Below are 14211 nucleotides of genomic sequence, written 5' to 3'. Positions count from 1 at the left end.
CCTAGTTCGTCAATATGACAGTTTCGTAAAGTGAGACACGATTCCCAGCAATTGGTCGCGATACATCCGTCCGAAGAGCGTTGTATGGACCAGCAGCGGGAACAGGTGGTGGAGCGGCGTCCGCTCCTCCCATCCGGCGTCCAAGGCGTGGACCTCGGTGTACCCGGCGACGACCGCGTCGAACATCGGCAGGCCGCCCCACAGCCGCAGGTTCGCCAGATCGGTCTCGCGGTGGCCGCCGTGCGCGGCGGGATCGATGAGCCAGGCCCGCTCGGCGCCCCAGTGCACGTTGCCCCACCACAGGTCGCCGTGGGTGCGCGAGGGCGGCTCCTCGGGTCCGGCGAGGCCGGGGAGCTTCGCGGCCAGGGCCTCGAGGGCGGCGACGTCGGCCGCGTCCAGTGCGCCGTTGTCCCGGGAGGGCTTGAGGTACGGCTCGATGCGCTTGGCGGCGTACCACTCGGCCCAGGTGGCGTCGGCCTCGCCGTTGTCCATGAAGGTCTCGCCGATGTAGCCGCGCCAGGGCGCGCCGAAGCGGTCCGCGCCCGCGTCGTGCATCGCCGCGAGCTGGCGGCCCAGCTCCAAGGCGTGCTCGCGGGTCGGCGCGGCCGGTTCGATCCACGGCTCGACGAGCAGCCGCTCGTCGGCGTACAGCGGCTCGACCGCGGCGGGCGTGGCCTCGCGCAGCCACCGCAGCCCGTTCGCCTCGGCCGCGAGGTAGTCGGCCGGGGCGTGCTCCGCGAGCTTGGCGAACAAGTGCGAGCCGTCGTCGAACGTGAGGCGCTGTGCGGTCGCCCGCAACGGGCGCGGCTCGGCCAGGGGTACCGCGAAGTCGCTCGCCTTCACCGGGGTGGTGCGCACGCGCTGGTGCTCGATGAGCTCGGGCAGCAGGCGAAGGCGTTCGAGGTCGAGGGCTGGTTCCACGAACCCAATGTAGCTGAAGGCGATCGGGGGACCAGGCATGCAAAACTCTTCGTGTTGGTACCCCTTTGCTCTGGAGGCCCCATGCGCCGCACCGCCCGCTGGCTCACCGCCGTCAACACCATCAGCGCGCCACGGGTCGCGTCCCAGCGCTCCCGAGTGGACCAGGTGTTCGACCGGATGGTCCACCGCGCCGAGCGCCGGGCGGAGGCCGATGCCGACGTGGCCCGGGAGTTCGTCGACTCCTACCGCTTCCTGCTGCGCGAGGTCGCCAAGCAGGACACGCTCTCGATGGTCGGCTGGCAGGGCTTCACCGACGACCTCACCCGCCGCATGACCAACCACCTGCGGGTCGAGCGGCTCATCAGCGAGCACCCCGAGATCGCCCAGGAGCCGATCGAGCGCCCCATCGTGGTCGTCGGCCTCCCGCGCACGGCCACCACCGTCACCCACAAGATCCTCATCCAGCCCGAGGGGAACCGGGCCCCGCTCATGTGGGAGCTCATGAACACCCACCGCGGCGACATCGACCCGAAGCTGCGCGACAAGCTCATCAAGGACGCCCAGCAGATGGCCTCCCTCGCGAGCAAGGCCTCCCCGGTGTGGGACCTCATCCACCCCATGAACGCGATGCAGCCCGAGGAGTGCGTGTTCGCGCTGCCCCACGGGTACCAGTTCATCACCCGGGCGGCGATGCCCGCGTACCGCCGCTGGGCCGACGAGCGCGACTACACCGAGGACTACGAGCACCTCAAGCGCGTCCTCCAGGTGCTGCAGTGGAACCAGCCGCGCCGGCGCTGGGTGCTGAAGTCGCCGTTCCACCTGTTCAACCTCGACATACTTCTCAAGGTCTTCGGCGACGCGCAGATCGTGTGGATGCACCGCGACCCGTCCACCGTCATGGGCTCCTGGTGCTCCCTTGTGGAGACCGGGCGGGCGCTGCACCACCGCTCCTACGACCCGGCGAAGATCGGCCCGGAATGGCTCGACATCTTCGGCACGGGCGTGTCCAAGGCGCGCGCGGTGCGCGCGGCGGCCTCGCGCGAGCGCTTCGTCGACGTGCCGTACCACTCCTTCACGGCCGACCCGCACACGCTCATGGCGAAGCTGTTCGCGCAGCTCGGCCTGGACTGGACGGACGCGGAGGAGTCCAACCTCGAGCAGGTCCTGGCCCGCCCGGGGATGCGCCGCAGCCACGAGTACCACCTGTCGCGCTACGGCATCGAACTCGACGACGTCGAGGAGGCCTTCGGCGACTACGGCCGCCTCGGCTTCTAGCCTGAGGTGAACGAAGCGAGGCCGGTCCGAATCGGACCGGCCTCGCTCTGCTCGTCGCGCCTGCTCAGGTGCGCTCACTCAGAAAATGTCGTACCCGGCCGCTACGTTGGAATCGGTCGGGCGGAGCGCCATGCGGGTGGTGCTCCACCCGACCGGCCGAAACCTTGCAGCCGAACTGCATACGGAGGTGGTGCTAGCCGAGCTTTTCCCCGAGCTTTTCAACCACGAAGTCGATCGCCTCGGTCAGCTTGACCGCGTCCGAGGGGTCCACGGCCGGGTAGGTCGCGATCCGCAGCTGGTTGCGGCCCAGCTTCCGGTACGGCTCGGTGTCGACGATCCCGTTGGCGCGCAGCACCTTCGCGATCTCGGCCGCGTCCACGCCCTCGAAGTCGATCGTGGCGACGACGTTCGAGCGCAGGGCCGGGTCGGCCACGAACGGGTTCGCGAACGAGCGGGCGTCGGCCCACGAGTACACGGCTCCGGCCGACTCGGCGCAGCGCTTCGCGGCGGCGTCGAGGCCGCCCGCGGCGTTGAGCGCGTCCACCTGCTCGGCCGCGAGCACCACGGTCGCGACCGCGGGGGTGTTGTACGTCTGGTCCTTGCGCGAGTTGTCGGTCGCGGTCTTCAGGTCGAGGAACGCCGGGATGTAGCGGCCGGAGGCGGCGATGCGCTCGGCGCGCTCGATCGCGGCCGGGCTCAGGATCGCGATCCACAGGCCGCCGTCGGAGGCCAGGCCCTTCTGCGGCGCGAAGTAGTAGCAGTCGGTCTCGGCGAGGTCCACCGGGAGGCCGGCCGCCGCGGAGGTCGCGTCGTGGAGCATGAGCGCGCCCTCGTGGGCGACGCGCTTGACGTCGACGGCCACGCCCGTGGAGGTCTCGTTGTGCGGGGTCGCGTAGGTGTCGACGCCGTCCTCGTAGGAGAGGTACGCGGCCGTGCCCGGGTCGGCGGTGACGATCGTGGGCTCGCCCAGGTGCGGGGCGATCTTGATGGCCTTGGCGAACTTCGAGCCGAACTCGCCGAAGCTGGCGGCCTGCGCGCGGTCCTCGACGAGGCCGAATACGGCGACCTCCCAGAACGCGGTCGCGCCGCCCACGCCGAGGACGACCTCGTAGCCGTCCGGCAGCGAGAAGAACTCGCCCAGGCCGGCGCGCAGGCGCCCGACCTCGGACTTGACCGCCTTCTGGCGGTGCGAGGTGCCCATGACGGACCTGCCCAGACCGTTCAGCGCGCTCATCGCGTCGGCCGGCACCTTGGAAGGGCCGGAGCCGAAGCGCCCGTCGGCGGGCAGCAGCTCTGCGGGGATGGTGATCGGGTCGGTCACTGTCGGCTCCGTTCTGGTCGGTCCTCACCGAACTCTGGCATCCCGACCGGTTCGTGGGAAGTGCGATCCCGGCTGATGGAATGCCGAGGCTCGGCGTCGCGGTCATGCTACGCGCCGCGAGCGGTTCGCCGAGCGTTGCCCCGCAGGTTGTCGCGGCCGTCTCGCACCATCCGGTGCGATCAGCGCCGATGGGCCGTGACATCGACGGCACCTGATGCGACACTCGGCGGACATCGAAGGAGCACCCCGCTATGGCGCCATTGATCCGCACCGAAGCACCGCACCCGCACGCGACCGCGGGCCGCCGCTGCCAGCGCAGCAAGGCCGCGCGGACGGCGAAACCGCACCCGCACGCGCACGTGACCGCGTGCCGCTGCCGGGCGGTCACCGCACCGGACCGGCAGCCGTGAGCGGCCGGACCGGGCCGCCTCGGCACTGGGGCACCGGCCCCGCCGACGAGCAGCGGCCGAGCCCGGGGTCGCCGTTCGCGCCGGAACCGGCCGACCGGTGGTACCGCGCCATCGCGATCGACGCCTCGGCGGCGACGGTCTACCGCTGGCTGTGCCAGATGCGCGTCGCCCCCTACAGCTACGACCTCCTCGACAACCGCGGCCGTCGAAGCCCCCGCCGCCTCACCCCGGGAATGGAGGACCTGGCGGTCGGCCAGGAGTTCATGTCGATCTTCACGCTCGTCGACTTCCGGTCCGACGCGTCGCTCACGCTGCGGCTGACCGATCCCCGCGGACTGCGCCTGTTCGGCCCGTTCGTGGTCGTCTACGACGTCGAGCCCCTGCCAGAAGCCCGGACCCGCCTGCGGGCGACGCTCCTGGTCGGCGACAAGGCGACCGACGGCGCGTTCGACGCGGCCCGTCGAGGCGTTCTCGCCTGGGGCGACCTGGCGATGATGCGGCGGCAGCTGCGCACGTTCAAAGCACTCGCCGAAGGCCGTCTGCGGTAACGATCGGTTCAGGCCGCGTGCGACCACCGCACCGGTGCCGCCGCCTCTCCAACGGACACGCCGATCGGTTCAGGCCGCGTGCGTCCATCCCGCGGGCGGCTCGCCGCCCGGCTCGGCCCCGGCCGTCCACAGTTCACCGTCGGACGCGACGGCCCACAAGCGCAGCGCGCCGTCGGAACCGAACGCCGCCGCCGGGCGCTTCACCACGGTGATGTCGCCGCGCGTCCACGGCCGCGACAGCAGCCCGAACCGTCCGGCACCGGCCTCCAGATCAGGCAGCTCGAGCATGAGCACCGCCGGGGCGCCGGTGCCGTCGTCGCAGGCCACCGCGAGCGCGCCTTCGGGTCCGACCGCGAGCGCCGGAGGGAGCACGCCGCCTTCGAGCGGCACGCGCACGCCCGTCCACGCCTCCCCGAGTCCGAAGTGGATCGCGACGTCGCTGCATCCGGCGACGCGCGAGGCGAGCACGATCCGCCCGTCCGGGACCTGCGCGGCGGTCACGGCGGTGGCGGGCAGGAACGGCAGGTCGTCGGGGCCGGGCAGGTCGAGCATGCGGGTGGTCCAGGTGGTCCCGTCGCCTTCCCAGACGGCCACATTGTCAGGGGTGGCTGCGATGATCGTGAAGGCGCCGTCGGCGGCGAGCGCGGCGGGGGCGTCGTGCACGGCCGGTCCGTCGAGCCGGGTCCAGGCGGCCCATTCGCCGCCTTCGCGGCGCACCCGCACCGCGAGGCCGCCGTCCGGGTGGCGCACGCAGGCGAGCGCGGTGCGGCCGTCGTCGGCGGCGGCGACCTGGCCCACGATGCGGGCGTCCGGTCCGGACCCGGCCGGGTTGCCGAGGAGCTGCCACTGGCCGGAGACCAGGTCGTAGCAGTGCACGTCGCGCACGTGGGTGGCCGGGTCGTGGGTGTGCTCGGCACTGATCGCGTAGAGCTTCGTGCCGGCCCGGTCGAGCGAGGGGAGCATGGTGTCGGGTCCGCCGAGGTCCTCCCAGCCGTCCTCGCCGAGGACCTGGAGCGTGTTGCCCCGCACGGTGAACGGGCGGATGCGGCCGTCGGTCTCGGCGGCGGCAACGGCCGCCGTGTAGCGGGGGTGGGTGGCGTGGCCGTAGGTGACGCCCGCGCCGGGCCCGGCGATGAGGCGGTCGCCGCAGCCGCTAGGCAGCTCGCAGTCGGCGCCGTCGTTCCAGGCGTAGACGTCGAGCGCCCGGCCCTTGGGTTCGAGGTCGGCCGCGCCGAGGTTGCCGGGCCAGCGGCGGTTGTAGTAGCCCCGCCAGGCCTCGGCGCTGCGGGCGCCGCCCCACTCGCGCACGGCCTCCCAGGCGAAGAGCGCGGCGGCGGTGTGGTCGATGTGGTCGGAGTAGCCGGGCTGCTCGGCGCCGAGCCGGTCCCCGGAGATCGGGTCCGGGTCGGGGTCGAGGGTGTTGACCACGACCGGACGGTACCGGTCGAGGAGTTCGAGGAGTGTGGCCTGCACGGTCGGGCGGTCCACGGTGGACTCCGCGGCGAGCGGCGAGTCGGTCGGGGGCAGGATCAGGGAGTCGTCGAGGCGGCCCTCCCACAGGGCCAGGAGCCGCGTGAACTCCCCGGTGATGCGCCCGAGATTCGTCCACAGTGAGCAGAACACGACGTGCACTTGCGGTTTGTCGCGCAGGACGCAGAGTTCGACGTCCTGGCCGGAGTCGAGCGGGGCGAGGTAGCGGTCCCATTGCGCGTCCGCGTCGCCGAGGGCCAGGAGGGCGTAGGCGCGGCGCAGACCGTTGTCGCGGGCGGCGGCGTACCCGGCGAAGTCGGCGGGCGCGGCGGCCTCCCAGGAGTTCCGCCCGTCGGCCTCGCCGGCGGTGAGGACCACGGTGCAGAGCCCGGCGCCGTCGTCGAGGACGCGGGCGACGCGCGGGTTGATGAAGTAGAGGCAGTCGTCGGGGTGGGCGACGATCTGCATGTGGATCGGGCCGCTGCGCACCGGCTCGGGGAACGTGCTGCCGCCCGCGGCTTCGCGCAGGGACCAGACGCTCTCGGCGGCCGCGGCGGCCACGGCCAGCCCGGCGAGGCCGCCGACCAGGAGGTCGCGGCGGCGCAGCGGCAGGGGCCGGGGGGAGGGCATGGCGCGTCCCGTTCGGATGGTGCGGGTGTTCGATCGGTGCGGCGGCGGGGGAGCTTCGCCGCGACCGATCGTATCCCGAACGCGCCCATATGAGACGAGCCCTCATTCGGGCGCACGAAAAAGCGGCCCGCGTCACCCCCTGCGGGGCGGCGCGGGCCGCTTGCGAGCTTCGGCTACTGCCAGCCCTCGACCTCTTCGGGCTTGCGGGGGCCGGGGCCGACGTAGGTCGCGGAGGGGCGCACGATCCGGCCGAGCTTCTTCTGCTCGAGGATGTGGGCGCTCCAGCCGGCCACGCGGGCGCAGGTGAAGATCGGCGTGAACAGCTCGGCGGGGACCTCGGCGAAGTCGAGGAGCACCGCCGACCAGAACTCGACGTTGGTGGCGAGCACGCGGTCGGGCTTGCGGGCCCGCAGCTCGGCCAGCGCGGCCGACTCGAGCGCCTCGGCGACCTCGTAGCGCGGGGCGCCGAGTTCCTTGGCGGCGGCGCGCAGCACGCGGGAGCGGGGGTCCTCGGCGCGGTAGACGCGGTGGCCGAAGCCCATGAGGCGCTCGCCGGAGTCGAGGAGGTTCTTGACGTACCCCTCCGCGTCCCCGGACTTCTCGACGCCCTCGATCATGTGGAGCACGCGCGAGGGGGCGCCGCCGTGGAGCGGGCCGGAGAGCGCGCCGATGCCGGAGGAGATCGCGGCGGCGGCGTCGGCGCCGGTGGAGGCGACGACGCGGGAGGTGAAGGTGGAGGCGTTCATGCCGTGCTCGGCGGCCGACATCAGGTAGGTGTCGACGGCCTTGACGTGGGCGGGGTCGGGCTCGCCGCGCCAGCGGCGCATGAAGCGCTCGGTGATGGTGCCGGCCTTGTCGATCTCCGACTGGGGCACGGCGGGGCGGCCGGAGCCGCGGGCCGACTGGGCGATGAACGACAGCGTGGTGACCGACACGCGGGCGAGATCGTCCCGGGCGGTCTCGTCATCGATGTCGAGCAGCGGCTGGAGGCCCCAGTAGGGGGCGAGCATGGCGACCGCGGCCTGGGCGTCGACGCGGGTGTCGCCGGAGGAGACGGGCACGGGCACGGGCTCGGCGGCGGGCAGGCCGTTGCCGAACTTGCCGTCGACGAGGAGGCCCCATACGTCGCCGTAGGTGCTCTGGCCGACCAGGTCCTGGATATCGACACCGCGGTAGCGGAGCGATCCACCCTCTTTGTCAGGCTCGGCGATCTCGGTTTCGAAGGCGATGACGCCCTCGAGGCCGGGCTTGAACTCAGACATCGTTGTACTCCTGAGTGTGTTGTCCCTGTGGTTGCCGACCGGGGGCTTCCGGGAGGCGACGGTTCGTAGTTATCTGGAAATGGTGCCTCAATGCGGGGGCCGACGGAAGTGGCCAGGTGCCGAGGGTGATCCTCATCGGCGGTACAGAAGGTGCGCAAAATATGAGACAACCATCGTGAGGGTAGTGGTATGCCCCGTTCTGACGGTTTCTTTCAGAGGGTTCCGATAATGTGTCTTGTGGGTTTCAACGATTACCTGCGATCTCGCCCACATCGATACGCGTGCCGCAGGTCATCGGACATGAGCTAACGTCAAAGCACATCCCGCCCACCGATAACGACACGGAGGTACCCCCTATGGCGCTGTCCGGCGAGCAATGGGTGATCGCCTACAACGACCACGAGGCCACCATCGTCGCTGTCGGCGGTGGAGTGCGCTCGTACTCCTACCGCGGCCGACCGATCGTGATGTCCTACGGGGATGAGGAGCTCGCGCCCGGCTGGTCCGGCCACATGCTGGCGCCCTGGCCCAACCGGGTGCGCGACGGCAAGTACCGCTACGACGGCACCGACTACCAGCTCCCGGTCAACGAGATCGAGACGAACACCGCGCTCCACGGCTTCGTGGCCTGGGCCGAGTGGAACGCCGTCGACGTCACCGACACCTCCGTCACCCTCGAATGCCGCCTGCCCGCGCGCCTCGGCTACCCCTGGACCCTGCACCTGCGCACCCGCTGGTCGATCGGGCCCGGCGGTCTGCGCGCCGCGCACACCGTCTCCAACCCCGGCCACAAGACCGCGCCGTTCGGTTTCGGCACCCACTCCTACCTCATCCCCGGCTCGCTCGAGCGGATCGACGAGGCGACCCTGCACGTCCCGGCCGCCAAGAAGCTCAAGCTGGACAAGCAGAGCATCCCGGTCGGCGCCGGCGAGGCCGACTTCGGCGACCCGACGGTCCTCAAGGACCTCGTGATCGACGACTGCTACGGCGACCTCAAGCGCGGCTCCGACGGGAAGGCCGAAGTGCGGCTGGCCGACCCCGTCTCCGGCCAGGCGGTCACGGTGTGGATGGACGAGTCCTTCCCGTGGGTCCACATCTACACGGCCGACGGCCTCGACGGGGACCGCAAGCGCGGCTCCGTCGCCATCGAGCCGACCACCTGCCCGCCGAACGCCCTCGCCACCGGCGAGGACCTGGTCGAGCTCTCCCCGAGCGAGGCCTGGTTCGGCGTCTGGGGCATCCGCCCCGAATAGGCGAAGCGCAGCGACACGAGGGACCGTCCCGGCTGGGACGGTCCCTCGCTGCGTATGAGCAGGACTCGCGGACGACACGCCGAGTTATCCACAGGCGACAGATGAGCCCCGACCACCTTGCCTTCCAAGCCTGTCTGAAACATCCGATAAGCCGGAAGTTATCCACAGGAGAAAAACTGCCTCTTGCCGACCCGCCCGACCGCCGGTCATGGTTACTCCAAGGCACACGAACATCACTGAACGTAGGAGCAACCATGCCCGCGACACTCGACCGCACCACGATCACCGCCGCAGAATCCCTCCTCGTCACCACCGACGACCGCCTCGTCGAAGCCATCGCCCCACTCGCCGCCACCGCCGGCCACCCCCTCCGCCGCATCCGCCACCCCCGCGACGCCGAAGGCCACTGGCAGAGCGCCCCCATCGTCCTCGTCGGCCCCGACCTCGCCCCCGAATGCATCGCCTGCGACTTCCCGCACCGCGAACCACTCCTGCTCTGCACCACCATGTCCTGGCTCGGCGGCGACACCGACGACACCTCACTCCTCTGGCCCATGGCCATCCAGATGCAGGCCACCAGCGTCGTCGCCCTCCCCGACGCGAACGACTTCCTCACCGACCTCCTCATCCGCACCGCCCTCGACGCCGAACCCGCGCCCGTCATCGCCACCGTCGCCGGCCACGGCGGCGCAGGCGCCTCCACCCTCGCCCTCGCCGCAGCCACCGACGCCGCCCACAGCGGCCGCAAAACCGTCCTCATCGACCTCGACCACACCGGCGGCGGCATCGACACCGCCGCCGGACTCGCCGCCCAACCCGGCTGGCGCTGGCCCTCGCTCGCGAACGGCACCGGCCCGCTCGACCCCGAACGCCTCCTCGGCGGGCTCCCCAAACGCGGCGGCCTCCACCTGGTCGGCCCCGACCCGCGCAACCCCGCCGAAGTGAGCGCCGCCGCCTTCGACCGCGTCCTGCAGGCGGCCCGTCTCGGTGCCGACCTCGTCGTCGTCGACCTGCCGCGCACCCGCACCGCCGCTGCCGCATCGGCCGCCGTCGCCGCCCGCTCGATCGCGGTCGCCATCGGACCGGGCACCCGCTCCTGGGAGGCCGCGCGCAGCGTCACCGCCGCCTACGGCCTCCACAGCGCCCACCTCGGCATCGTCCTGCGCGGCGAGGCCAGTCCGAGCCCGGCGGGCACCACTTGGGACGGCCTGCGCGAACCCGACCGGCTCGCACCCCCGGTGCGGGGCAGCGTCCCCACCGACCGCCGCCTCCCGGTCCTCCTACGCCAAGGCCGCGTCCCCCGCGGCAAGGTCGGCCGCGGGATCCGCGACCTCACCGCCGTACTCAGCGCGCCGCGCTCACGCGGCGAACTGGCCCTCCCCGGCACGCGGAGCGGTGCGACCCGATGAACCTCGAACTCCTCGCCCGAGTCCGCCGCCAGCTCGCCGCCCAGACCCGGCCCGGCGCCGACCGCGGCCGGGCCCGCGGATCGACCAGAGCGGACATCGTCCGGGCCCTGTGCGCGGCCGGGGCCGCACCACCCGACCAGACCTCGCTCCTGCAGCTCTCGGCCGCCCTGAGCGACGACCTCACCGGCGCCGGCCCGCTCCAACCGCTGCTCGACGACCCGGAGGTCACCGATGTCGTCGTCAACGGCACCGGCGGCGTCTGGGCCGACCGCGGCGAGGGCCTGCGTCCAGTGAGCATTCGCGTCGGCGGGCCCGACGCGATCCGCGCCCTCGCCTGCCGCCTCGCCGCCGCGTCCGGCAGGCGCCTCGATGCGGGCAGTCCGTACGCGGATGTGCGGCTGCCCGACGGCACCCGGTTCCACGCCGTCCTCTCGCCGATCGCCACATCGGGTCCGTACCTGTCGTTCCGCACGCACCGGTCCAAGGCGTTCACGCTCACCCAGCTCGTGGAGGCGGACACGCTCACCGCCGACATGGCGGACCTGCTGCTGCGCATCGTCAAAGCCCGGCTCGCGTTCGTCGTCACCGGCGGGACAGGAACTGGCAAGACCACGCTCCTCGCGAGCCTGCTCTCGAACGCGCCCAAGGAGGAACGCATCGTCATCGTCGAGGACGCCGCCGAACTCGCCCCCGACCACCCGCACACGCTCACCCTCGAATCACGCCCCGCGAACATCGAGGGCGCGGGCGAGGTCGACCTGGCCGCGCTCGTCCGCCAATCGCTGCGGATGCCTAAGGATCGTTCGGCCTCCTAGAGTAGAGTTCCAGGTCATGGAAGAAAGAGCCGTTGTTTACACCGACATCTATGCGCGCCAGTCCCTCGGGAACAAGGACGCGATCGAGGACCAGATCATTGAGTGCCGGGAGGACGTAACGACCGGGCTGGGCTGGACCGTGCTCAAGGTCTTCAAGGACGGCAAGTCCGCCTCCGAGTACGCGAAGCATGGTGGCCGTACCGACTGGTCAAAGGTCTTGGAGCGCATTGAGTCTGGAGACTGCCAGATCCTCACCATCTGGGAGGTCTCCAGGGCCTCAAGGAAATTCCTCGATGAGGACTCCTGGAATCAACTGCTCAGCCTGGGCCGCAGGAAAGGTCTCCTCATCCGCGTCACCAACCGGGACCGGACCTATGACCTCACCCGCGCTGACCACCGTAACGAGCTGATGCGCCTCGCGATCGAAGCGGCGGAGGACTCTGACAAGCGCTCCAAGTGGGTTGAGCGCGGGGTGAAGTCCTCTTTCAGGCGTGGCCGTCCCCCGACCGGTCATGTGCCGAAGGAGTATGCGCAGCAACGAGACTCACTCGGCAAAGTCGTGAACTGGACCGTGAACGAGGAGAACGCTGCCAGGCTCCGAGAAGCGTATGAGCGGGTGGCCGAAGGGACCCCAATGCGGCAGCTTGAGAACCTTCTCGGAGTCACCGCGCCAACAATCCGCAAGAAGCTCCGGAACCCTGTCTATAAGGGAGTCCGGCGGATCACCGTTGACGGGGAGGTCAAGGAGAAGCACGGCATCTGGCCCGCCATCGTTGATGATGAACTTTGGGACCGGGCCAACAAAGTGTTGGACGGCAACGCAAAAGACTTCCGGCCTGCCTCGGTTCGGATGCTTCTTACCCGCGCGGTCCGCTGTGGTGAATGCGGCGACTGGGTCAAAGGGGACGGCATGACCCGGAACGGCTACCTGGGACCTCGGTACGGGTGCCGGAAGGGGTGCGTGTGGTTCGAAGCGGAGGAGGCCGAAAAAATCGTGAAACAACTCCTGATCAAAGTCCTCAGCCGACCGGACTACCAGCACGAGATCAAGGCCGCGATGGATGCCGATACTGAGGAGACCAAGGCCCTTAACCTTGAGATCCGAGACCTCGAAACAAAGCTGGAGGGGCACCAGCGCAACTCCATCGCGGGAACCCTCCACCCCGACGACGCCGCTGCCATCACAACCGGTATTCGGGCCCGAATCCGCGACCTCAATGCCAGGAAGAGCAAGGCGAACGTGCCTGGTTCGATCTATGCCATGTTGGCGGATGACTTCTCTGGGAGTGAAGAAGATCAAGCGGGAATCCGGCGGATGGAGGAACACGGTCTCTTCGCTATGGAGCGGCTGACCAACATGGCGGCTCCGGAAGTCCGGGCCCTCATCCGGGATGTCCTCGATATCCAGATGTTCAAGGTCCAGCAGAAGGGCGGCAAGCGGCTTGGGGTCCGGGTGCCCTTCTTCGAGCGGGCCCTCATCCGAATCCGAGGCCGAGAGGACTACCTCATGGGCCCCTCGTGCGCGCTACCGCAGAGGTAGCACCGAGGCACCCCCGAACACCGCGAGCGGCCTAGCTTCCACGCTAGGCCGCTCCTTTTGTGCCTAGGGCTCGATCACGAGGTGGGCCAGGGCCCGGACCGCGTGGGGTTGCTCCTTGGCGGCCCGGCCCCGTAGATAGGTAAGCACCCGGATAGCCGCGAGGAGCGCGGCCTTATCGGTGAAATCCTCGGAGCGATCCTCAAGGGCCGTAAGGGCTTTAATGACGGCTGTAGCGTCCATGTCACCGCCCGGACCACTCGATAGCGGACGGTTTGCGGGCCGGGCTGTAGCCGTGCTCGCCGCGCCACACCCGCTCCGCGATCTCGTCGGCCTGCCGGTTGGTGAAGGTCTCCTCGTACGCGTCCGGGCTGATCGCCCCGGGGCGCAGCCGCTCCTTGGGCTTACGCGGCGGCATCGCTCAGCCGCCATTGCCGGGCCTGCCGTACCCACTCGGCCCTAGCCGCTCGCGATGGGGCAGCGAGGGCGTGCGCGCGATTGGCGGCCAACTCCTCGCGGATCAGCTCGCCGATGGCCTCATCGGCGCGCTTGAGGATGGCGTCGATGGTCTCCGGCGGGAACGCTCCGAGGCTGTCGAGGTGCTTCATCAGTGCTCACCCCGCCAGACCCGATCGGCCACGGCCTCGGAGTCGTCGCTTTGGCGCTTGGCCTGGGCGTCCTCGGCGGCGTGCCGGGTCTTGACCTCTAGGCGCGTCTCGTGGTCGGCGGGCAGGGAGCCGACCAGGCTCGTAGCAAGCTCGGCGGCCTTCTCGTGTGCGAGGGAGGCGGGGGACCGATAGCCAGCATTGATCACTTTGCCGGTCTTGGTCTTCCGCTCCTCGACTTCCGGCGGCTGCTCACGCCAACGGGCGACATGCCGAATGGCGTAGGCCAGCTCCGACTTGTACTTGGGCGGGAGGTTCAGCGCCTCAATCTCGTCTTTCTTCGGGATGTAGTTATCCCGAGCGACGCGCCGCAGCATGGTATAGATCGGGTGATCCATAGCCCGCTTCCGTTGGGCCCGCTCCTCGTCCGTGGTGACTGAGGGCTTGCCGCTCTCGGCATCGTTGAGGGCCCCGGCAATCGCCATAGATTGTGGGTCTCCCGCTACTCCGGTATGGCGCCGCTCTTTGGGCCGGGCATTGGTAGCCGGGGGCAGCTTCTTCTTACTGGGGGTCCGTTCCATAACAGGGCCCTCCCTATCTCTCGTATCCCTCCCCATCCCCATACGGGTAGCGGGTGGGCGGCACGGTTGCCTTATCTGCCGAGCGTATCCGGAATAAGGAATTGCCGATATGATAGGGACATATCTATGGGGTGGCTCCCATACCGGCGGTATAGGCAGAGACTGAAGAGTTGA

14 protein-coding genes are annotated in these 14211 nt (G+C 70.2%); 7 read left to right on the top strand and 7 right to left on the bottom strand.

What is annotated here, in order from left to right; genetic code table 11:
* Positions 1-9: 9 nt before the first annotated feature.
* The gene (locus AB0I03_RS09505; RefSeq protein WP_360409181.1) at positions 10-921 is read right to left on the bottom strand and encodes a fructosamine kinase family protein; all 912 of its coding nucleotides are present in this window, start codon (positions 919-921) and stop codon (positions 10-12) included.
* Positions 922-1002: 81 nt separating this feature from the next.
* Between AB0I03_RS09505 and AB0I03_RS09500 the strand changes: the two genes are divergently transcribed.
* Complete coding sequence (locus AB0I03_RS09500; RefSeq protein ID WP_360409178.1) at positions 1003-2196, top strand: sulfotransferase; 1194 nt, start codon at positions 1003-1005, stop codon at positions 2194-2196.
* Between the two features lie 193 nt (positions 2197-2389).
* On the opposite strand, the gene serC is transcribed toward AB0I03_RS09500, so the two are convergent.
* On the bottom strand, positions 2390-3517 hold the full coding sequence (gene serC, locus AB0I03_RS09495) for a phosphoserine transaminase (protein ID WP_360409175.1): 1128 nt from the start codon (positions 3515-3517) through the stop codon (positions 2390-2392).
* A 251-nt stretch (positions 3518-3768) separates the two neighbouring features.
* Here serC and AB0I03_RS09490 point away from each other — a divergent pair, with 251 nt between their 5' ends.
* Positions 3769-3927 (top strand): hypothetical protein, encoded by a 159-nt coding sequence (locus AB0I03_RS09490; RefSeq protein WP_360409172.1) that lies wholly within the window; start codon positions 3769-3771, stop codon positions 3925-3927.
* On the top strand, positions 3924-4475 hold the full coding sequence (locus AB0I03_RS09485; RefSeq protein ID WP_360409169.1) for a hypothetical protein: 552 nt from the start codon (positions 3924-3926) through the stop codon (positions 4473-4475). The genes AB0I03_RS09490 and AB0I03_RS09485 overlap by 4 nt, the downstream gene beginning before the upstream one ends.
* 69 nt (positions 4476-4544) lie before the next feature.
* On the opposite strand, the gene AB0I03_RS09480 is transcribed toward AB0I03_RS09485, so the two are convergent.
* Both AB0I03_RS09480 and AB0I03_RS09475 read right to left on the bottom strand, forming a co-directional pair.
* Positions 4545-6575 (bottom strand): PIG-L family deacetylase, encoded by a 2031-nt coding sequence (locus AB0I03_RS09480; protein ID WP_360409166.1) that lies wholly within the window; start codon positions 6573-6575, stop codon positions 4545-4547.
* Positions 6576-6748: 173 nt separating this feature from the next.
* On the bottom strand, positions 6749-7837 hold the full coding sequence (locus tag AB0I03_RS09475; protein WP_270116372.1) for a citrate synthase 2: 1089 nt from the start codon (positions 7835-7837) through the stop codon (positions 6749-6751).
* A gap of 356 nt (positions 7838-8193) precedes the next feature.
* On the opposite strand from AB0I03_RS09475, the gene AB0I03_RS09470 reads away from it, so the two are divergent.
* The 4 genes from AB0I03_RS09470 to AB0I03_RS09455 all read left to right on the top strand — a co-directional run bounded on the left by AB0I03_RS09470 (position 8194) and on the right by AB0I03_RS09455 (position 12854).
* Positions 8194-9090 carry an aldose 1-epimerase family protein gene (locus tag AB0I03_RS09470; RefSeq protein ID WP_360409163.1) on the top strand — a complete coding sequence of 299 codons (897 nt, stop codon included), beginning with the start codon at positions 8194-8196 and terminating at the stop codon, positions 9088-9090.
* A gap of 254 nt (positions 9091-9344) precedes the next feature.
* A complete protein-coding gene (gene ssd / locus AB0I03_RS09465; protein ID WP_360409160.1) occupies positions 9345-10499 on the top strand; it encodes a septum site-determining protein Ssd in 1155 nt (384 codons plus the stop codon).
* Positions 10496-11314: an ATPase, T2SS/T4P/T4SS family gene (locus AB0I03_RS09460; RefSeq protein WP_360409157.1), complete on the top strand. Its 819-nt coding sequence runs from the start codon at positions 10496-10498 to the stop codon at positions 11312-11314. The genes ssd and AB0I03_RS09460 overlap by 4 nt, the downstream gene beginning before the upstream one ends.
* Positions 11315-11330: 16 nt before the next feature.
* Complete coding sequence (locus AB0I03_RS09455) at positions 11331-12854, top strand: recombinase family protein (RefSeq protein ID WP_360409154.1); 1524 nt, start codon at positions 11331-11333, stop codon at positions 12852-12854.
* Between the two features lie 241 nt (positions 12855-13095).
* Here the strand turns inward: AB0I03_RS09455 and AB0I03_RS09450 are convergent, their stop codons facing one another.
* From AB0I03_RS09450 to AB0I03_RS09440, 3 genes are read right to left on the bottom strand one after another with little or no spacing between them, the layout of a single operon-like run.
* Complete coding sequence (locus tag AB0I03_RS09450) at positions 13096-13269, bottom strand: hypothetical protein (protein WP_360409151.1); 174 nt, start codon at positions 13267-13269, stop codon at positions 13096-13098.
* A complete protein-coding gene (locus tag AB0I03_RS09445) occupies positions 13256-13459 on the bottom strand; it encodes a hypothetical protein (protein WP_360409148.1) in 204 nt (67 codons plus the stop codon). Before AB0I03_RS09445 ends, AB0I03_RS09450 begins: the two co-directional genes overlap by 14 nt.
* The gene (locus tag AB0I03_RS09440; protein WP_360409145.1) at positions 13459-14037 is read right to left on the bottom strand and encodes a hypothetical protein; all 579 of its coding nucleotides are present in this window, start codon (positions 14035-14037) and stop codon (positions 13459-13461) included. The genes AB0I03_RS09445 and AB0I03_RS09440 overlap by 1 nt, the downstream gene beginning before the upstream one ends.
* Positions 14038-14211 lie beyond the last annotated feature (174 nt).

The sequence above is a fragment of the Glycomyces sp. NPDC021274 genome (genome assembly GCF_040641195.1).
GTDB lineage: Bacteria > Actinomycetota > Actinomycetes > Mycobacteriales > Micromonosporaceae > Glycomyces.
The sequence above is the reverse complement of the archived record's forward strand: the minus strand, read 5'-3'. Positions and strand labels throughout refer to the sequence as shown.